Consider the following 19,100-nt stretch of genomic DNA (forward strand, 5'->3'; position numbering starts at 1 on the left):
GGGTAAGCCGAAGGCGCACCCGGGGCTTTTCCTAGCGCAGGCGCTCGTTGAGCTTGGCCAGGGCTTCGCTGCCTGGACACAGCTCGGCGGTGCCCAGGCGGTTGAGCGGGGTGCTCACCGTCTGCAGGTGTTGGTGGAAATCTCGGGCCTCGGGGTCGACGTAGAGCAAGCCAGTCACGACTTCGCCCTCGGCCTGGTGGCGAGCAATGAAGTTCATCGCGCCGATGCGGTCGCGTGGATCGTAGTCGGGGGCGGTCTTGCGCAGGCGCAGGATGCTGCCGTCGTGCTGGGCCACTTCCAGCAACTCGCCTTCATTCTGCTCGATCTCGATCGGGGCGCGGCCTTCGATGACATCGAGGCGATTCACCGAGTCATTGTGCTCGCGCACATAGTCGTAGCTCTTGGTGCTGCCGGCGTGGTTGTTGAAGGCCACGCAGGGGCTGATGACATCGATGAAAGCCGCGCCGCGATGACGGATGGCCGCCTTGATCAGCGGCACCAGCTGGGCCTTGTCCCCGGAGAAGCTGCGGCCCACGAAGCTGGCGCCCAGGCCAATGGCCAGGCTGACCAGATCGATCGGGCTGTCGGTGTTGACCACGCCCTTCTTGCTCTGGCTGCCCTGATCGGCAGTCGCGGAGAACTGGCCCTTGGTCAATCCGTAGACGCCGTTGTTCTCGACGATGTAGACCATGTCGATGCCTCGGCGCATGGCGTGCACGAACTGGCCGATGCCGATCGAGGCTGAATCGCCATCGCCGGATACACCGAGGTACAGCAATTCGCGATTGGCGAGGTAGGCCCCGGTCAGCGCCGAGGGCATGCGCCCGTGCACGGTGTTGAAGCCGTGCGACTGGCCCAGGAAATAATCGGGTGTCTTCGAACTGCAGCCGATGCCGGAGAGCTTGGCCACGCGGTGCGGCTCGATGTCCAGTTCCCAGCAGGCCTGGATGATCGAGGCCGAAATCGAGTCATGTCCGCAACCGGCGCAGAGCGTCGAAATCCGCCCCTCGTAATCGCGACGGGTGAAGCCGACCTTGTTCTGCTTCAGGCTGGGGTGGTGCAGGCTGGGCTTGGCGATGTAGGTCATGGCGAGAGGCAGAGAAGGGGCAGGGGAAACGGGGCAGGGGGCACGGGAACAGCGGGTGTGAGGGCGGGTGTTTGAGCGAGTTGGTTGTTGAAGGCGACTGCGGACCGTGGTAGCTGCATTGATCTGCGGCGATGGCCCTCGGACGATGTTGCAAGTTCCTGATGTGTCATTGCGAGGAGCGCAGCGACGCGGCAATCCAGCGATTTGTGACTGTGGTACTGGATTGCTTCGCTGCGCTTTCCATGAACCCATATCGCAAATTGTTGATTTCTTCGTCGCTGCGCGCCTTGCAGCGCGACTGCTGCAAATGACGCCGGTTCTGGTCGCGTGGTAGGTCCAGACTTGTCTGGACGCTCAGGCCGATAACGTGGAAAAGCGTCCAGACAGGTCTCGGACCCATGCTAACAGCCCGTGCCCCGTGCCCCCCTCCCGTGCCCCGCGCCCCGTGCCCGTGAACTCATGCCGCTTGCGCCGCCAGGCGCTGCAGGCGCTCGTGGATGGCGCGGACGATGAAGCGGGCGGTGATCGGGGTGCCGTCGTAGTGCAGGATCGGCTGCACCCGGGCCGGATCGATCTCGAATTCGTTGATGACCAGGCTGCGCAGTTGGGCGTCGCGGTTCTGCTCGACCCAGAAAGACCTGATCGTGTGAGAGGATGAATTCGCGCACCGATTCCGGGAAGGAAAGGCGCGGATGCGCATCAGGTCCAGGGGCCACGCCGTGCAGTGGCGAGGCGTTCGGCGGCTTCGCGCATGGCCGGGCTGGTGGAGCCGTAGTACAGCACGCCGATACAGGTGGGTCGGCCGCGCGGCTGGTGTCAATACCGGCTGCGGCACCAACGACTTGGCGGTCTCTCCCATTTCCGCACCAGCCGGTGCACGTTCTCCAGATAGTCCTCGCCGCGCTCGGGTAGCGGGCGTCGGAGTTCTTGGTGGTGCCGCGGGTGAAGAAGGCGCCGCGGCTCGGATGGGTGCCTGGGTAGGTGCGGAAAGGGATGCCGTCACCATCGACATCACGGTAACGGCCAAAGAAGGTGCCGGCTTCGAGGCTGTCGTAGTCCATGACCTTGCCGCGATCGAGTTGTCGATCCGGCGCCCACTGGAAAGGCGCGCACAGGCGCTGGTTCATGCCGATATCGAGATCGAGCATGACGAAGATCGGCCCCTGCAGGCGATCGGCCAGATCCAGCGCGGTGGCCGAGTGCTCGAAGCTCTCGGCCGGGTCCTCCGGGAACAGCAGTACATGCCGGGTATCGCCATGCGAGGCATAGGCACAGGCCAGCACGTCGGCCTGCTGGGTGCGGGTGGGCATGCCAGTGGACGGGCCGCCGCGCTGCACGTTGATGATGGTCGACGGAATCTCGGCGAAGTGCGACAGGCCGATGAACTCGGTCATCAGCGACACGCCCAGGCCGCTGGTGCAGGTGAAGGCGCGGGCGCCATTCCAGCCGGCGCCGATGACCATGCCGATGGACGCGATCTCGTCCTCGGCCTGGACGATGGCGTAGCGGCGCTTGCCATCGGCGTCGGTGCGGAACTGGCGGCAGTATTTCTCGAAGGCCTCGGCCACCGAGGTCGAGGGCGTGATCGGGTACCAGGCGCAGACCGTGGCGCCGCCGTACACGCAGCCCAGACCGGCAGCCGAATTGCCGTCGATGAAGATGCGATCGCCGACCTGATCGGCGCGCTTCACGGTCAAGCCGATGGGATGGCTGAGATTGTCGCTGGCCCATTGCCGGCCTAGCCTGAAGGCGTCGACATTGGGCTGCGCCAGTTGCGGCTTGCCGCGATATTGCTCGGCCAGCAGGGTTTCGATGACTTCGGGTTCGATGCTCAGCAACACCGACAGGCCGCCGAGATAAAGCACATTCTTCAGCAGCTGTCGCTGGCGCGGATCGTCGTAGTGTTTCACGCACAAACCGGTGAGCGGCATGCCGATGACCGTGATGTCCTCACGAAAAGCCGCAGCCGGCAGCGCTTTGGTCGAATCGTAGAACAGATATCCGCCCGACTCGATCTCGGCGATGTCGCCGGCCCAGGTCTGCGGATTCATCGCCACCATCAGGTCGACACCGCCACGTCGGCCCAGATGACCGGCCTCACTCACCCGGACCTCATACCAGGTCGGCAAGCCCTGGATGTTCGACGGAAAGATGTTGCGCGGACTCACCGGCACACCCATGCGCAGGATGGCCTTGGCAAACAGCTCATTGGCCGACGCCGAGCCCGAGCCATTGACGTTGGCGAACTTGATGACGAAGTCGTTTGTGGCCATTAGGGGCATGCGTTGCTCCACGTGAGTGGCTGTTGGCTGGGCGCTGAAAGAGCGTTCTTGTCCGCAAAGGACGCAAAGGACGCAAAGTAGAGCAAGCGCAATTTCTCAGAGCTGTTCAATCGTGCAAGTGCCAACGAGTCGGTGCGGCAGCGCTGCACGGGTTTGCAGACCCGTCGGATCGATTCCGGCGCATCTGTCGAAAACAGATCAAGCATTTGCTTCTCTTCGCGTCCTTTGCGTCCTTCGCGGACAAACTCTTTTGCTCCGGTCACGCCGCCGCCCTCAGCCCCGAGCGACACCCCGGCCCGGCGTGCGTCATCTCCAGCAGGAACTTCTGCATGTCCCAGGCGCCGGTGGGGCAGCGTTCGGCGCAGAGGCCGCAGTGCAGGCACAGGTCCTCGTCCTTGACCATGGCGCGGCCGGTCTTGAGGCCGTCGGCGACGTACAGATCCTGGGTCAGGTTCAGCGCCGGCGCGGTCAGGCGCTGGCGCAGTTCGGATTCCTCGGCGTTGGCGACAAAGCTGATGCAGTCCATCGGGCAGATGTCGACGCAGGCATCGCACTCGATGCACTTGTTGAGCGTGAACACGGTCTGCACGTCGCAGTTCAGGCAACGCTCGGCTTCCTTGAAAGCCAGCACCGGATCAAAGCCAAGCTCGACCTCGGTGCTGATGCTGTTCAGGGTGATTTCCGCCGGCGCCCACGGCACCTTGTTGCGGGCGGCGTTGGTGATGTCGTTGTCGTAGCTCCACTCGTGGATGCCCATCTTCTGCGAGATCATCACCGTGGCCGGCAAGGGGCGCTGGGCAATGTCCTCACCGCTGAGCATTTTGTCGATGCTGACCGCAGCCTCGTGGCCATGGGCGACGGCCCAGATGATGTTCTTGGGGCCGAAGGCGGCATCGCCACCGAAGAACACGTTTGGCAATGTCGACTGATGGGTGCGCTCGTCCAGCTTGGGCAGGCCCCAGCGGTCGAATTCGATGCCCAGATCCTGCTCGATCCAGGGAAAGGCATTCTCCTGCCCGACGGCGATCAGCACTTCGTCGCAGCCGATCTCGACATCGGGCTCGCCGCTGGGCAGCAGCTGGCGCCGGCCATTGGCATCGATCTCGGGCCTGACCTGCTGGAAGCGCATGCCGGTCAGGCGCCCGTCCTGATGCAGAAAAGCCAGCGGCACCAGATAGTTGCGGATCGGAATGCCCTCGTGCTGGGCATCCTCCTTTTCCCAGGGCGAGGCTTTCATCTCCTCGAAACCCGAGCGCACCACCACGGTCACTTCCTTGCCGCCCAGACGCCGGGCGGAACGGCAACAATCCATCGCCGTGTTGCCGCCACCGAGCACGATCACGCGCTCGCCCACGGCGCTGACATGCCCGAAGGACACCGAGGCCAGCCAGTCGATGCCGATATGGATATGGGCTGCGGCTTCGCTGCGGCCCGGCAATTGCAGATCGCGCCCGCGCGGCGCGCCGCAGCCGACGAACACCGCGTCGTAGCCTTCAGCCAGCAGTGCACGCATGGACTCGATGCGCTGTCCGCTGCGGAATTCGGCACCGAGATCGAGGCAATAACCGACCTCTTCATCGATCACCGATTCGGGCAGTCGGAAGCGCGGGATCTGGCTGCGAATGAAGCCGCCAGCCTTGGCCTCGCCATCGAAGACGATCACCTCGTAGCCCAGCGGCGACAGATCGCGGGCCACGGTCAGCGAGGCCGGGCCGGCGCCCACGCAGGCCACGCGCTTGCCGTTCTTGCGGGCTGCCGGTTTGGGCATGCGCTCGGCGACATCGCCCTTGTTGTCGGCAGCGACGCGCTTCAAGCGACAGATGGCCACCGGCTCCGGCGTGTGTCCGGAGCTTTCCTCGACCCGACCGCGTCTGCAGGCCGGTTCGCAGGGACGATCGCAGGTGCGTCCGAGCACGCCCGGGAACACATTCGATTTCCAGTTGACCATGTAGGCGTCGGCATGACGCCCGGCAGCAATCAGGCGGATGTACTCGGGTACCGGCGTGTGCGCCGGACAAGCCCATTGGCAATCGACCACCTTGTGAAAGTAGTCCGGTTGACGGATATCCGTCGACTGCATCGCGACCTCCCTCCAGGTCCGGGCTTGCGCCCTGCAATGGGCCGCGAGTCTACTCCGATCGCCAGCAAATTTTGGTGATCAGCACCTGAGCATGGCCATGGACATCAGTAGTAGGTCATCGCTGCCGAGTTGAGCAGACCCACGGTGATCGAACTGGCGGCCACAAAGGTGCCGGCGGCCTGCTCGCCGCGGGCGATGCGATCAGGCAGCCCACTCAGCACCAGACGCAACAGCAGAAAAGTGCAGATCTGCACGATCAGCGCCACCAGACCCCACAGTGCGCAATCGACCAGACCGATGGCATTGGTGATGGCGCCATGCAGCGGCAGGGCAAATCCCAGCAGCGATCCACCCAAGGCCGTCGCCGCGGCATTGTTGTTCAGCCGGATCAGGGTGAATTCGCGTTGAGGCGTCAGCTGCGTGTAGATCAGCAGATAGAGCAGCGTCAGCCCGACAGCCAGACCGAAGTAGGCCAGAAACATGGGCAAGCCCTGCATCGAGGTTTCGGCTGAATGCCACATCTGCCACTCCGCGCTGCTGCGATGGCTGGGGAGGATAGCGGCGGGGCAGGGGAAACGGGGCACGGGGCACGGGCTTCTGCAACAAGTGAGGTAGCGCGGCTCCGGCGCGCGGCGAATCGGGTTGTACGTCAGGGTTGTTCGCGCCGGCGGCCGCGGCTTGGCCTTGGTGGGTCCAGACTTGTCTGGACGCTTCTCCATCACCCTGCCAACAGCGTCCAGACAAGTCTGAACCCACAAGAGCCCGAAACCCTTAGCCTTTCCCCGTGCCCCGTGCCCCGTGCCCCGTGCCCCGTGCCCCGTGCCCCGTGCCCCGTGCCCCGTGCCCTCATGCCCTCGCGCTAGTATCCACGGCATGCCTCGACATGCCTTGATCAGCCTGGATGCCGTCATCGTGGCCGTCACCGACGGCGCGCCGCGCGTGCTGGTGGTGACCGATGCTGGCGTCGATGTCTTGCCTTCGGGCCCGCTGGATCTGGATGCCCATCCCACGCTGGAGCGCGGCATGCGTGCCTGGGTGGCGCAGCAGACCGGCCTGGCGCTGGGCTATGTCGAGCAGCTTTACACCTTCGGCGATCGGTTCCGCGATCCGCGCGAGGCCTCCGGCGGACCGCGGGTCATCTCGGCAGCCTATCTGGCGCTGGTGCGCGAAGGCCGGCTGGCGCCGGGTTTCGAAGCGGCCTGGGCGGATTGGTATGGTTTTCTGCCGTGGGAAGACTGGCGCCAGGGGCGTCCGGCCCTGATCGATCAGCGCCTGCTGCCCTTGTTGGCCGCATGGACCGAAGCCCATCCCGAGCATCAGGAGCGGGCGCGCCAGTGCTTCGGGCTGGATGGCCGTCCCTGGGATCCCGAGCGGTCGCTGGAGCGCTACGAGCTGCTGTGGGAGGCTGGTGCGGTACCTGAAGCGCAGCGCTCGGCACGCAAGAACACGCCGCTGGCGCCGGGCCGGGCGATGGGCCGCGATCATCGGCGCATCCTGGCCACGGCGCTGGGGCGGCTGCGTGGCAAGCTCAAGTATCGACCACTGGTGTTCGAATTGCTGCCGCAACGCTTCTCGCTGGGTCAGCTGCAACGGGTGGTCGAGGCGCTCGCCGGCCAGCCGCTGCACACCCAGAACTTCCGACGCCTGGTGGCCAACGCCGGCCTGGTCGAGCCCACCGGTCAATTGACCCATGCCACCGGCGGGCGCCCGGCAGAACTGTTCCGCTTCCGCCGCGAAGTGCTGCAGGAGCGCCCGGCGCCGGGCGTTGGCTTGCCCAAGACCGTTCGCGAAGCATGAATGGACAGACCCGAGTTGCCCCCGAATGAACCCCGTGGTTGTGAGACTTGAGCCTCCGGGCGGGCTAGCAGCCTGTCGGACTTGAAAGGGATCGGCTGCAAATCCGCCTGTGCGGTCCATATTTCGCCGCTTTCTTGGGCAATAGAGGAGCTATTGCCCTGCGAAATCGTCAAAATCTGGCCTCGCACATTCGAATTTTCGCTTCGATCTTTCAAGTCCGACAGGCTGCTAGACTCCACGGCTTTGATTGCGGGACTCTCCCATGCGACGTGTGCTGTTTGCCCTGATGTTGTGCTGCATCGCCTCGCTGGCGCTGGCCCAGAGCCAGAGCTTCTCCTCGCTGGAGGAGCGCATGACAGCCAAGGATTTTCGTGAAGCCGGTCTCGACAAGCTGAGCGACGCGGAACTCGCGGCGCTGAATGCCTGGATCGAGCGCAATGTGCGTCTGGCTGATCCCGCGGTGGCCGCGGCGGTGGCCAGTGGCCAGCTGCCGGCAGCGGGAACGGCTGCGCCGGCTGCTGCTCAGGATCGGGTCGGGTTCGAGAACGAGCGCCGTGAGGAATTCACCAGCAGCATCGCCGGCACCTTCAAGGGCTGGTACGGCAAGACAGTTTTCGAACTCGAGAACGGTCAGGTCTGGCAGCAGGTGGAAGACGATCGCTATCCGATGACGGTCGAGAATCCCACGGTCCGGATCACCCCGGGCGCCTTCGGCTCCTGGCGCCTGAAGGTCGACGGCTTCAACCGGACCACACTGATCAAGCGCATTCGTTGAACGAAGCCCGAACCGGGGCGTGGCGTCTCGCGCCGCGCCGCTGGCTGTGGATCGAGAACTGGCTGAGATGACCAATACAAGCCGATGAAAATTCTGGTAGTGGGTAGCGGCGGCCGTGAACATGCGCTGGCCTGGCGCATTCGACAGTCGCCTCGGGTGCGCGAGATCCTGGTGGCGCCGGGCAACGCCGGTACGGCGCTGGAACCAGGCATGCGCAACATGCCGGTGGCCGCGAACGATATCGAAGGCCTGGTGGCGCTGGCTCGGCGTGAAGCCGTGGACCTGACGGTCATCGGACCCGAAGGTCCGCTGTCGCTGGGTGTGGTCGATGCCTTTCAGGCGGCGGGACTACGCTGCTTCGGCCCCACCCGCGCGGCCGCTCAACTGGAATCGTCCAAGGCCTTTACCAAGCATTTTCTGGCGCGCCATGCCATTCCAACCGCCGCCTATGCGGTATTCACTGAACTGGATTCGGCCCTGGCCTATGTGCGCGAGCGCGGCGCGCCGATCGTGATCAAGGCCGATGGCCTGGCGGCCGGCAAGGGCGTGGTCGTGGCGATGACCCTGGAGCAGGCCGAAGTCGCCCTCAGCGACATGCTCGACGGCGGCTCGCTCGGCGCCGCCGGCAGTCGCGTGGTCATCGAGGAATTTCTCGAGGGTGAGGAAGCCAGCTACATCGTTATCGCAGCCGGCGACCAGTATCTGGCGATGGCCACCTCGCAGGATCACAAGCGCCGCGACGATGGCGATCAGGGGCCGAATACCGGCGGCATGGGCGCCTATTCGCCAGCGCCGGTCGTGACCCGTGACGTCGATGCTCAGATCCGGCGCACCATCATCGAGCCGACGCTGGCAGCGATGCGCAAGGAAGGTCATCCCTTCACTGGATTCCTGTACGCGGGGCTGATGATCGATGCCCAGGGCGGCGTCAAGGTCATCGAGTACAACGTCCGTTTTGGCGATCCGGAAACGCAGCCGATCATGCTCAGGCTCAAGAGCGATCTGGTGGACCTGATCGAAGCCGCGCTCGACCAGCGCCTGGACAAGGTCGATTGCCAGTGGGATCCACGCCCGGCCATCGGCGTGGTGCTGGCGGCCGAAGGCTATCCGGCCAATCCGCGCAAGGGCGATCCCATCGAGGGTCTGTCGGTGACTCAGGTGCAAGGCGTCAAGGTGTTCCATGCCGGTACCCGACTGGTGGATGGCGAGCCGACCACCGACGGTGGTCGAGTGCTCACCGTCTGCGCGCTCGGCGACGATCTGGCAGCGGCTCGACGCTACGCCTATCAGCGCGCCGACAGCATCAGCTGGCCGGGCATGTTCTACCGCACCGACATCGGCGCGCGGGGGCTGCAACCGCGGTGAGCGCAGAAGGCTGCGTATTCTGTGACATTGCCGCTGGCCGCGCGCCAGCAAGCATCGTTTTTGCCGATGAACTGACGCTCGCCTTTGTCGATCTGCGGCAGTTCCACCCGGGCCACATGCTCGTAATCCCCAGGGCGCATCTCAACGATGTTCGGGAATTGGACGAGCGCGTCGGATCAGCGGTGATGGCCAGTGTGGCCCGTATCACTCGGGCGGTCGCGCAGGTATTTCCGAATGATGGACTGAGCCTCTGGCATTCCATTGGCCCGTCCGCCTTCCAGGAAGTGCCACATCTGCACATCCACATTCATCCTCGGCTGCCCGACGATGGTTTTCTGCGTGTCTACCCGCAGGAACCGGTGAGCGCCCACGCCGATCTCCGCGAGGACTATGCGCGGCGCCTACGCGCTGCACTGTAGGCGCCAGCGCGACTTTGCGCGGCGCATGCACCCTTCGTTGTAGGCTGTGTTTGAGGGCGTCTGATTCGAATCGACCGTCTGGAGCCACCCGCGTCAGCCGGTGGTTGCGCAAGGGCGACGAACTGGCGTCATTGCGACCCCGGGCTTGATCCGGGGGAAGCAATCCAGCTGCCTTCGCGCGTCCCTGGATTGCTTCGTCGCTGCGCTTCTCGCAATGACGCCGTTCCCACAACACGCCGGCTTTCGGCTTTTCCTTTTTCCCTTTTCCTTCTTCCATTTTCCCCAAGAGCCCAATGTCCTTCCACAGCATTCCCGAAATCCTGAGCGACATCGCCGCCGGCCGCATGGTGGTGATCCTCGATGACGAAGACCGCGAGAACGAGGGCGATCTGATCATGGCCGCCAGCAAGGTGCGGCCCGAGGACATCAATTTCATGGCCCGTCAGGCGCGCGGGCTGATCTGCCTGGGGCTCACCCGTGAGCGCTGCAAGCGCCTGGGCATCGGTCCGATGGTGGTCCGCAACACGGCGCGCATGGGCACCAACTTCACGGTGTCGATCGAAGCGGCCGAAGGCGTGACCACCGGCATTTCCGCCTACGACCGCGCCCACACCATCCGCACCGCAGTGGCGCCCGACGCCGTGGCTGATGACATCGTCCAGCCCGGGCATATCTTTCCATTGATGGCGCAGCCCGGTGGCGTGCTGGCACGCGCGGGGCACACCGAGGCGGCGGTTGATCTGGCCTGCCTGGCGGGCCTGGAGCCGGCCGGGGTGCTGGTCGAGATCATGGGCGAAGACGGGCATATGGCACGGCGTCCGCAGCTGGAGGTCTATGCCGCCGAACACGGCCTGAAGATCGGCACCATCGCCGATCTGATCCGCTACCGGCTGGCCACGGAACAGACCATCGAGCGCCTGGTCGAGCAGGCCGTCGAGACCGATGCCGGCCCGTTCAAGCTGCTGGTCTATCGGGATGTATTGGCCAAGGAGCTGCATCACGCCCTGGTTTTTGGCGAGCCCAACGCCGAGCAGCCGACGCTGGTCCGCGTCCACACCAAGAACTTCTGGAGCGATGTCCTCGGTATCCATCGCGGTGATTTCGGACTGCCCTTGCGGCACGCCATGGCCCAGATTGCAGCAGCTGGCAGCGGCGTCATCGTGGTCATCGGCGATCGTCCAGACAACGATGCCCAACTGGCGCGCCTGCACAGTAACGATGACGGCGACGACCATGCTGCGCCCTGGCGCATGACCGGCATCGGCGCCCAGATCCTGGCTGATCTGGGCCTGCGGCGCCTGCGCGTGCTGGGCACGCCGCGGCGCTATCTGGGGCTGGCCGGATTCGGCCTGGAAGTGGTGGAATACGTGGGTGTGGCGGCGGGGCATTGATCGCGGCAGAAGCCGCTCCCACCAAACATGCCGCAAGCCCTTGAATCAAAAAATTTTCCGCAAAGGACGCAAAGGACGCAAAGGACGCAAAGGACGCAAAGTAGAGCGATTCCGAAATTTCGGTTGGTGTTGTCGCCAGAGACCGTGGTCAACCGGACAACCATTGAAATCTTCGCGTCCTTTGCGTCCTTTGCGGACAAAATGGAACCCCGGAGATCGCCGACAGTTTGATGCGCGAACAAGCGCACCGCCAGGGGCGACCGGGACTCCCACAGCGGCCGGTCCACCTACAACCAACAACCAACAACGCCAGAGGCCCCAGCATGATGCTTGTCCGCGGTTTCCTCGCCGGTTTCGTCTCCACCCTGGTCTTCCATCAGGGTGCGCTGTACCTGCTCAATCTGCTGACCGGCGCCGGTCGGACGGTGTGGAACATGGCCGCCGTGCCGCCGCTCGGCATTCCCTCGGTGATCTCGCTGGCCTTCTGGGGAGGCCTCTGGGGCATCCTGCTGGCCTGGCTGCTGAAGTCCCAGCGTGGCATCGGCTATTGGGCGATGGGCATCGTGCTCGGTGCGCTGTTGCCCAGTCTGGTCGCGCTGCTGATCGTGTTTCCGCTCAAGGGGCTGCCCTTCGCCGCCGGTGGCGATGTGAAGATGTGGATCGCTGCCTTCATCCTCAACGGTGCCTGGGGCTTGGGCGTGGCGTTGTTCCTGAAGGTCCGGGTTGGCCTGTCGGGCTGATGGCCGTGGAGGAATACCCGCTCGACGCCTGGTTGCTGCCGCTGCCCGGCGTCAGCCGCGAGTTCAAATGGGGCAATGATCTGGTCTATTCGGTTGCCGCGAAGATGTTCGCGGTGACCTGCATCGAAGGCGCCGACTTTGGGCGCTTGTCCTTCAAGGTCGAGGACGAGCGCTTTCTGGAGTTCACCGATCGTGAGGGCATCGTCCCCGCGCCGTATCTGGCCCGCGCTCGCTGGGTGATGCTGCCGAATCCGGGTGAATTCGAAGCCGACTGGATTCGCGAACGTCTGTTGATCTCCTACCAACTGGTGCGGGCAAACTTGCCCAAGCGGGTGCAGGCTACGTTGGGCTGAGCCGCCATCCGGCTTGATGGCGCTCCATGAGCTCATTTCGTCAGTGGGGCAGGGGGCAGGGGGCAGGGGTCCAACCTCGACGCATGTTCTGACCGTGCCGCGACGTGGGTTTCGTGCCCCTATTGGATGCGCGAATCTGAACGCTCTTCTTCGCGTTCTCTCTGCTTTTCCTTTGCGTTCTCTGTGTCCCGCTTCTGGTCACGACCTGCGTCAGGACAGGATCGTCGCGATGCCGATGTCGGAATCCGCCTGACCGGCGGTGGCGCAGGGATGGTGGCTTGCGGTAGGCGGGTTCCGACCTACGTGGCGCCGTCGAAACGGATGGGCCAACGGATGGCCTGGGCGCGGGCGTAGGTGTAGAAACCGCCCGCGCCGGCAAGCACCAGGGCGGCGACCAGGAGCGGGGCCTTGGAATAGAGCGCTGCGGAGACACACAATGAGGTCGGGATGGCGCCGAGCATGCTGAGCACGACCATGCCGAGGATCAATCGCGGGCGCTCCGAATCCAGCAGCATCAGCACCACGCCGAGACCGGCCAGGCTACTGCCGAAGGCACCCGCCGTGCCGCCCAGAATCAGCGGCCAGCGTTGCTCCTGCGGATAGAGCACGCTGAGCACCGCCAGCAGCGTCACCGCGAACAGCGTGGATGGGAGCAGCGATCGAGTCAGTGCCGAGGCCACGGACTCGCTGAATTCCAGTTGCGAACGCGGTGCTGACGCCAGATAGACATCGACCAGGCTCGGACGCAGCATCAGCGTCGCCCGATGCAACTGCTGGAAGCGCAGGGCAGTCAGCAAGCCCACATAGCTGGCGACCAGGTTGATCGGTGGCGGGCCCGACGCACGCTGCGCGAAGATCCAGGCAATGAAGCCGACAAAGGCGGCAGTGACGAATGTCTCCAGCGCCATGCCGCGCCAATGCGTGTTCGGCAGCAGCACCATGCCGATGGCGCGCTCTGCCGATCCGCGACGACCCAAGGCCAGTGCCCGCAAGGCACTGTCGAAAGCGGTGGCCGAGAATCGATGCTGCAGTTTCTGCATCCAGATGGCGATGCCGCCGGCCTGACTGATCCGGGCCTGATCGGCGGCGCTGCTGAGGTCGGCGACATTGAGATCGGCGGGTGACAGCGTCGGCGCACCATCACTGACCCGCATCAATCGCCGCCAGACGATCCGCATCAGAACGGCGGCGATGGCAAGCAGCAACAGCGGCGACAGCGCCGATTCTGTCAGCGCCAGCCAGATCTCGCGGGCCACATTCGGCCAGATGCCCAGAGGCAGAGGCAGCAGCCAGACCAGTGCCGCCCAGCGCAGGCCGCTGCCACTGGCGATGGAGGTGGCCAGCAGTAGACACAGGCCACTGGCCACCAGCAAGCCATCGACGCCGCAGGCATGGGCGATGGCGCCGGGCAGCACGGCAAAGACCAGCAGATACCAGCCCCAGACGGTGGCCAGCCCAGTGCGAAAACGCGGCAGCGTCTGCGATTCCGGGCGGCAGACCGAGGTCCAGACCATGGCGCTGAGCATGCCGATGAACATCAGCGCGTAGGCGTGCAGCGCCAGCGAGCCATACACCCATTTGGGCTTGCCCGACCAGACCAGCACGCCCCAGCCGGCAGCCATCATCAGACTCATGAACAGCGCTGCCAGCGGATAACGCTGCAGCGGCAGCTTCAGCAGGGCGCTGACCGCGGTCGCGAACTGCCGGCGTTGCTGGATCGAGGGCCTGGCCATCAGCCGAGCTCGATGAAGATGTCTTCCAGCGACATCGGCGAGGTCACGGCACTGGCGCCGAAACGCGCCGCGAAGCCCTCCACCGTCGCGGCATCGAGGCCATCGACGATCCAGTGCGCCCCGCCGTCCTCGATGGTCTGACGGACGATGCCCGGATGGCGCCAGTCGGCGGGCGGCTGCGCGCCCAGCAGATCGACCCGGCGCACCCGCGACTTCAGTGTGGGCAGATCGCAGGAGAACTGGATGCGCCCGGACTTGAGCAGCGCAATCTCGGCGTCCGCGCGTTCCAGGTCGGTGGTGATGTGGGTCGAGAACACCACCGTCTTGCCCGGGCGTCGGGTGATCCGCAGCAACTCATCGAGGAACAGCCGTCGCGTCTGCGGATCCAGGCTGGCCACCGGTTCGTCCAGCAGCAACAGATCCGGATCGGGCGCAATGGCGCGGATGATCGCCAGTTTCTGGCGCTGGCCCTGTGACAGCTCACCGATCTTCTTGGCCGCATCGACTTCCCAGCGGCCGAGCAGGCCATCGACCATCTCGCGGTTCCAGCCTTCGTAGAACGCCGCGTGGAAGGCCAGATACTGGCGCACCTTCATCCATGGAAACAGGTCGAAGCTCTGCGGCACGTAACCGATTCGGTGCAGCGTTTCCGGACGCAGCTCGGTCACCGGCTCGCCGAAGATCTCGATCCGGCCATCGTCCACCGGCGACAGGCCCAGCGCGCAGCGGATCAGCGTCGACTTGCCAGCGCCATTGCGTCCGAGTAACCCGACCACGCGGCCAGCAGGCAGCGACCAGTCCAGATAATCGAGCACCGTCTGTTTGCCGAAGCACTTGCGCAGGCCTTCGATGCGCAGGGCGCTGGCGGTTTCAACTGCCGAATCCATGAGCCTGACCATTCAATTCGAGGACGCCGAGAATACGGAAAGCGTCAACAACTTTGACATGCCAAAGGGCAGGCAAGAAGGATTCTGCGCCGATCTGCCCGAAGTTGTGGCCTCCGCGCACGCGTTGACGCGTTGAGAGAGAAATTTGGTCTTTTGCCACAGGGGCATTGAGCTTGATGAACCATCGCATGCTCGTGGTATTCGCAATCGGACTCTTGCTGGGGCTATTGCTGGGCGTGGGCGCAGTCACCAGCGGACGGTTCACATTGCCTGTGGCTCAACCATCTCCGGGCGCGAGTGGGATTCGTGCGCCCGCGTTTCCCACCATCAAGCGCCCAGACATCAACGTCGACACGATGATTCAATTACAGCAAGTACGGGACGCTTTGCATGCCGCAGAGGCCATGATTCGCGTGGACAATTTGAAGGGTGCTGCAGGTCTTTATGAGCGGGTATTGACTCAGTTCGACTGCAGCAACCAGGAGGCCCGCACAGGTCTGAAGGCGGTGAATCCGGGACGCTATGCCATTGTAGCCAAAGCCTGTCCGGGAGCGAATCCGCTGGTGCAGCGCTAGTGGCAGCTGTGTTCCAAACCTGATCGCAGCCACCGGCGCACGTGCTGGCCGCTATCATGGCCAGCCTGTCCCGTTGCCAGTGACCTGCCGATGAGCACCCGTATCGATCACACCCGTCTGGTCCGCGCCGCGCGCGGCAGTGCGATCAGCTGCAAGAGCTGGCTCAGCGAGGCGCCCTTGCGCATGCTGATGAACAACCTTGATCCCGAAGTCGCGGAAAATCCGGCGGAACTGGTGGTCTACGGTGGCATCGGCCGCGCCGCCCGCGACTGGGAGTGCTTCGACGCCATCGTCCGTGCGCTCACCGAGCTGGAGGCCGACGAAACCCTGCTTATCCAGTCCGGCAAGCCGGTCGGCATCCTGCGCACCCATGCCGACGCGCCGCGGGTGCTGCTGGCCAATTCCAATCTGGTGCCGCACTGGGCGACCTGGGAGCATTTCAACGAGCTCGATCGCAAGGGCCTGATGATGTACGGGCAGATGACCGCCGGCTCGTGGATCTACATTGGCTCGCAAGGCATCGTCCAGGGCACCTACGAGACCTTCGTCGAGATGGGGCGGCAGCATTTCGGTGGCAATCTTACCGGCAAGTGGATTCTGACCGCCGGTCTCGGTGGCATGGGTGGCGCCCAGCCGCTGGCGGCGGCGATGGCCGGTGCCTGTTCGCTCAATATCGAATGCCAGCAGAGCCGCATCGACATGCGTTTGCGTACCCGCTACCTGGACGAGCAGGCCAGCGATCTGGACGACGCGCTGGCGCGCATCACCGCCCACACCGCTGCCGGCAAGGCGATCAGCGTCGGTCTGCTCGGTAACGCCGCCGAGATCTTGCCGGAACTGGTGCGTCGCGGGGTCAAGCCCGACGCCGTGACCGATCAGACCAGCGCCCATGATCCGGTCAACGGCTATCTGCCGAGTGGCTGGACGGTCGAGCAGTGGTTCCAGCGCCGCAAGGCCGACACCGAAGGCACCGCGCGCGCCGCCAAGGCCTCGATGCGCGACCACGTCGAAGCCATGCTGGCCTTCCATGCGCAGGGCATTCCCACCTTCGACTACGGCAACAATATCCGCCAGATGGCCAAGGATGAGGGGCTGGTTCATGCCTTCGACTTCCCCGGTTTCGTGCCGGCCTATGTGCGCCCGCTGTTCTGTCGCGGCATCGGCCCCTTCCGCTGGGTGGCGCTGTCGGGTGATCCCGAGGACATCCGCAAGACCGATGCCAAGGTCAAGGAGCTGATCCCCGACGATCCGCATCTGCATCACTGGCTGGACATGGCCGAAGCCCGCATCGCCTTCCAGGGCCTGCCGGCGCGCATCTGCTGGGTGGGCCTGGGTCAGCGCCACCGGTTGGGACTGGCCTTCAACGAGATGGTGCGCAATGGTGAGCTGAAGGCGCCGATCGTGATCGGCCGCGATCATCTGGATTCAGGCTCGGTGGCCTCGCCCAATCGCGAAACCGAAGCCATGAAAGATGGTTCCGATGCCGTATCCGACTGGCCGCTGCTGAACGCCATGGGCGCCGTTGCCGGTGGCGCCACCTGGGTGTCGTTGCATCACGGCGGCGGCGTCGGCATGGGCTACTCGCAGCATTCAGGCATCGTCATCGTCTGCGACGGCTCGGCCCACGCCGACCGCCGCATCGCCCGCGTGCTCTGGAACGACCCGGCCATGGGGGTGTATCGCCATCACGATGCCGGCTACCAGATCGCCACCGACTGCGCCCATGAGCAGGGCTTGAAGCTGCCGATGGGGTGAGGGCTGGTTGTTGGTTGTCGGTTGTCGGTTGTTGGGACTCGGCTTTTGTGGGTCCAGACAAGTCTGGACCTACAACAGCCGGCCAATTTCACGCGGCTTCATGGCAAGGCGCACCGATAACGGCACCAATCTCCAACTCCCGCTCCATCGCCGAAACCAGCAACCGACAACCGCTCGACTCCGCGCCTCCGCGTGAGCCCGCTTCTACCGACAACCGACAACCGACAACCGACAACCGGCAACCGGCAACCGGCAACCGGCAACCGGCAACCGACAACCGCTCACCCCGCCGCGCGCTGCTCCAGCATCGCCACGGCCGGCAGGGTCTTGCCTTCGAGGAACTCCAGGAAGGCGCCGCCGCCGGTGCTGATGTAGCCGATGTCCTTTTCGATGCCGTACTTCTCGATGGCCGCAAGGGTGTCGCCGCCGCCTGCGATCGAAAAGGCCGAGGACCTGGCAATGGCTTGTGCGATGGCCTTGGTGCCCTCGCCAAAGGCGTCGAATTCGAACACGCCGACCGGGCCGTTCCAGACCACGGTGCCGGCTTTGGCAATCAGTTCGGCATAGAGGGCAGCGGTCTTCGGGCCGATGTCGAGGATCATCTCCTCTGCCGACACGGTTTCAATGCCCTCGATCGTGCTCTTGGCATCGGCAGCAAAGGCAGGGGCTGTGACCACATCCAGCGGTAGCGGGATGCTGGCACCGCGAGCTTGCGCCTTGGCGACGATGGCGCGGGCGGCGTCGAGCAGATCGGGCTCGTGCAGGGATCGGCCGACACCAAAGCCGGCGGCGGCAATGAAGGTGTTGGCGATGCCGCCACCCACGATCAGCTGGTCGACCTTGTCGACCAAGCTGCCCAGCAGTTCCAGCTTGGTCGAGACCTTGGAGCCGGCGACGATGGCCAGCAACGGCCGCGCCGGTTGTTTCAGTGCCTTGGCCAGGGCATCCAGTTCAGCCGCCAGCAGCGGGCCTGCGCAGGCAATGGGTGCGTACTTGGCGACACCATGGGTCGAGGCCTGGGCCCGGTGAGCGGTGCCGAAGGCATCCATGACGAACACATCGCAGAGCGCAGCCATGCGCCGTGACAGGGTTTCATCGTCCTTGCCCTCGCCGGCGTTGAAACGGACGTTTTCGCACAGCGCGATAGTGCCAGGCGCAAGCTCGACACCCTCCAGCCAGTCGCGCACCAGCGGCACCGCTTGTCCCAGGTGTGCACTCAACCATTCCGCCACCGGCGCCAGGGAGGACTCGGCATCGTAGACGCCCTCCTTGGGTCGGCCCAGATGCGACATGACCATGACCCTGGCGCCAGCGGCCAGCGCCTCGCGGAGGGTCGGCAGCGCAGCCGTCAAACGTTGCTCGCTGCTGATCTGGCCATCCTTGATCGGTACGTTCAGGTCTTCACGGATCAGGACACGTTTGTCGTGCAGATCAAGATCGGTCATGCGCAGGAAGCTCATCGGCAGGTCTCTAGGGTGGTTCAGGGTTGAGGGATAGGATAGCCGGCGGGCAGAGGGCGCGGGACGTCGGGACTCGGGGCTCGGGATTCGGGACTCGGGATTCGGGATTCGGGATTCGGGACTCGGCGCGAGCGCCCCGAAACGGCGTCATTGCGAGCGCAGCGAAGCAATCCAGATACAGGTTTCGCTCGGGCGCCCGAGCTTGAATTGATGCGCTGCGCTGCATGATTCCATGTCGTAAGCCATTGATTTTCCATCCGCGCGCGCGCAAGGTCGGCGTCGTTCAACGGTAGGAGCGCCCTTGCGGCGCGATCGGTAGCTGCGGTCGTGTGGCTGCCCGGTCGCGACGCGAGGTCGCTCCTACCAGCAAGCTTGCGGTTCATGGCCGGTGAGCAGTGCCG

At 64.6% G+C, this 19,100-nt stretch carries 16 protein-coding genes and 1 pseudogene; 10 read left to right on the forward strand and 7 right to left on the reverse strand.

The genetic code is table 11. The features are described 5' to 3' along the window. Positions 1–31: 31 nt before the first annotated feature. The 4 genes and pseudogenes from H7A19_18285 to H7A19_18300 form a co-directional block, all read right to left on the reverse strand. The gene (locus H7A19_18285; GenBank protein ID MCP5476782.1) at positions 32–1,087 is read right to left on the reverse strand and encodes a 2-oxoacid:ferredoxin oxidoreductase subunit beta; all 1,056 of its coding nucleotides are present in this window, start codon (positions 1,085–1,087) and stop codon (positions 32–34) included. Positions 1,088–1,544: 457 nt separating this feature from the next. Then, positions 1,545–3,381: pseudogene (locus tag H7A19_18290) on the reverse strand (2-oxoacid:acceptor oxidoreductase subunit alpha). Positions 3,382–3,628: 247 nt separating this feature from the next. After that, on the reverse strand, positions 3,629–5,449 hold the full coding sequence (locus H7A19_18295) for an FAD-dependent oxidoreductase (GenBank protein MCP5476783.1): 1,821 nt from the start codon (positions 5,447–5,449) through the stop codon (positions 3,629–3,631). Between the two features lie 104 nt (positions 5,450–5,553). Then, positions 5,554–5,970: a DUF350 domain-containing protein gene (locus tag H7A19_18300; GenBank protein ID MCP5476784.1), complete on the reverse strand. Its 417-nt coding sequence runs from the start codon at positions 5,968–5,970 to the stop codon at positions 5,554–5,556. Positions 5,971–6,322: 352 nt separating this feature from the next. On the opposite strand from H7A19_18300, the gene H7A19_18305 reads away from it, so the two are divergent. The 7 genes from H7A19_18305 to H7A19_18335 all read left to right on the forward strand — a co-directional run bounded on the left by H7A19_18305 (position 6,323) and on the right by H7A19_18335 (position 12,289). Further along, the gene (locus tag H7A19_18305) at positions 6,323–7,246 is read left to right on the forward strand and encodes a hypothetical protein (GenBank protein ID MCP5476785.1); all 924 of its coding nucleotides are present in this window, start codon (positions 6,323–6,325) and stop codon (positions 7,244–7,246) included. Positions 7,247–7,508: 262 nt separating this feature from the next. Then, positions 7,509–8,021, forward strand: a complete 513-nt coding sequence (locus H7A19_18310; protein MCP5476786.1) for a hypothetical protein — start codon at positions 7,509–7,511, stop codon at positions 8,019–8,021. A gap of 84 nt (positions 8,022–8,105) precedes the next feature. Then, positions 8,106–9,386, forward strand: a complete 1,281-nt coding sequence (purD, locus tag H7A19_18315; GenBank protein ID MCP5476787.1) for a phosphoribosylamine--glycine ligase — start codon at positions 8,106–8,108, stop codon at positions 9,384–9,386. After that, positions 9,383–9,805, forward strand: coding sequence for an HIT domain-containing protein (locus H7A19_18320; GenBank protein MCP5476788.1), 423 nt, complete (start codon positions 9,383–9,385; stop codon positions 9,803–9,805). Before purD ends, H7A19_18320 begins: the two co-directional genes overlap by 4 nt. Positions 9,806–10,098: 293 nt before the next feature. Next, complete coding sequence (ribB, locus tag H7A19_18325) at positions 10,099–11,196, forward strand: 3,4-dihydroxy-2-butanone-4-phosphate synthase (GenBank protein MCP5476789.1); 1,098 nt, start codon at positions 10,099–10,101, stop codon at positions 11,194–11,196. A gap of 323 nt (positions 11,197–11,519) precedes the next feature. Continuing rightward, entirely contained in the window at positions 11,520–11,936 is a 417-nt protein-coding gene (locus tag H7A19_18330; GenBank protein ID MCP5476790.1) for a hypothetical protein, read from the forward strand. After that, positions 11,936–12,289 (forward strand): MmcQ/YjbR family DNA-binding protein, encoded by a 354-nt coding sequence (locus tag H7A19_18335; protein ID MCP5476791.1) that lies wholly within the window; start codon positions 11,936–11,938, stop codon positions 12,287–12,289. The genes H7A19_18330 and H7A19_18335 overlap by 1 nt, the downstream gene beginning before the upstream one ends. Positions 12,290–12,588: 299 nt before the next feature. Here the strand turns inward: H7A19_18335 and H7A19_18340 are convergent, their stop codons facing one another. Next, positions 12,589–14,022, reverse strand: a complete 1,434-nt coding sequence (locus H7A19_18340) for a hypothetical protein (GenBank protein MCP5476792.1) — start codon at positions 14,020–14,022, stop codon at positions 12,589–12,591. Further along, complete coding sequence (locus H7A19_18345) at positions 14,022–14,921, reverse strand: ABC transporter ATP-binding protein (GenBank protein ID MCP5476793.1); 900 nt, start codon at positions 14,919–14,921, stop codon at positions 14,022–14,024. The genes H7A19_18340 and H7A19_18345 overlap by 1 nt, the downstream gene beginning before the upstream one ends. Between H7A19_18345 and H7A19_18350 the strand changes: the two genes are divergently transcribed. From H7A19_18350 to H7A19_18360, 3 genes are all read left to right on the forward strand, one after another. Further along, on the forward strand, positions 14,908–15,045 hold the full coding sequence (locus tag H7A19_18350; GenBank protein MCP5476794.1) for a hypothetical protein: 138 nt from the start codon (positions 14,908–14,910) through the stop codon (positions 15,043–15,045). The two genes, H7A19_18345 and H7A19_18350, sit on opposite strands and share 14 nt — an antisense overlap. 40 nt (positions 15,046–15,085) lie before the next feature. Then, positions 15,086–15,484, forward strand: a complete 399-nt coding sequence (locus tag H7A19_18355; protein MCP5476795.1) for a hypothetical protein — start codon at positions 15,086–15,088, stop codon at positions 15,482–15,484. 84 nt (positions 15,485–15,568) lie between these two features. Further along, on the forward strand, positions 15,569–17,239 hold the full coding sequence (locus H7A19_18360; GenBank protein MCP5476796.1) for a urocanate hydratase: 1,671 nt from the start codon (positions 15,569–15,571) through the stop codon (positions 17,237–17,239). Positions 17,240–17,520: 281 nt separating this feature from the next. On the opposite strand, the gene H7A19_18365 is transcribed toward H7A19_18360, so the two are convergent. After that, positions 17,521–18,699, reverse strand: a complete 1,179-nt coding sequence (locus H7A19_18365; GenBank protein MCP5476797.1) for a phosphoglycerate kinase — start codon at positions 18,697–18,699, stop codon at positions 17,521–17,523. Positions 18,700–19,100: the final 401 nt, after the last annotated feature.

The organism is Rhodanobacteraceae bacterium, from assembly GCA_024234055.1.
In the GTDB taxonomy this organism is placed as follows: domain Bacteria; phylum Pseudomonadota; class Gammaproteobacteria; order Xanthomonadales; family SZUA-5; genus JADKFD01.

Bases quoted from the DNA above. Each gene is read 5' to 3' on its own strand.
- H7A19_18285 (MCP5476782.1), bottom strand. From the start codon at position 1,087: ATGACCTACATCGCCAAGCCCAGCCTGCACCACCCCAGCCTGAAGCAG.
- H7A19_18295 (MCP5476783.1), bottom strand. From the start codon at position 5,449: ATGCAGTCGACGGATATCCGTCAACCGGACTACTTTCACAAGGTGGTC.
- H7A19_18300 (MCP5476784.1), bottom strand. From the start codon at position 5,970: ATGTGGCATTCAGCCGAAACCTCGATGCAGGGCTTGCCCATGTTTCTG.
- H7A19_18305 (MCP5476785.1), top strand. From the start codon at position 6,323: ATGCCTCGACATGCCTTGATCAGCCTGGATGCCGTCATCGTGGCCGTC.
- H7A19_18310 (MCP5476786.1), top strand. From the start codon at position 7,509: ATGCGACGTGTGCTGTTTGCCCTGATGTTGTGCTGCATCGCCTCGCTG.
- purD (MCP5476787.1), top strand. From the start codon at position 8,106: ATGAAAATTCTGGTAGTGGGTAGCGGCGGCCGTGAACATGCGCTGGCC.
- ribB (MCP5476789.1), top strand. From the start codon at position 10,099: ATGTCCTTCCACAGCATTCCCGAAATCCTGAGCGACATCGCCGCCGGC.
- H7A19_18330 (MCP5476790.1), top strand. From the start codon at position 11,520: ATGATGCTTGTCCGCGGTTTCCTCGCCGGTTTCGTCTCCACCCTGGTC.
- H7A19_18335 (MCP5476791.1), top strand. From the start codon at position 11,936: ATGGCCGTGGAGGAATACCCGCTCGACGCCTGGTTGCTGCCGCTGCCC.
- H7A19_18340 (MCP5476792.1), bottom strand. From the start codon at position 14,022: ATGGCCAGGCCCTCGATCCAGCAACGCCGGCAGTTCGCGACCGCGGTC.
- H7A19_18350 (MCP5476794.1), top strand. From the start codon at position 14,908: ATGAGCCTGACCATTCAATTCGAGGACGCCGAGAATACGGAAAGCGTC.
- H7A19_18345 (MCP5476793.1), bottom strand. From the start codon at position 14,921: ATGGTCAGGCTCATGGATTCGGCAGTTGAAACCGCCAGCGCCCTGCGC.
- H7A19_18355 (MCP5476795.1), top strand. From the start codon at position 15,086: ATGAACCATCGCATGCTCGTGGTATTCGCAATCGGACTCTTGCTGGGG.
- H7A19_18365 (MCP5476797.1), bottom strand. From the start codon at position 18,699: ATGAGCTTCCTGCGCATGACCGATCTTGATCTGCACGACAAACGTGTC.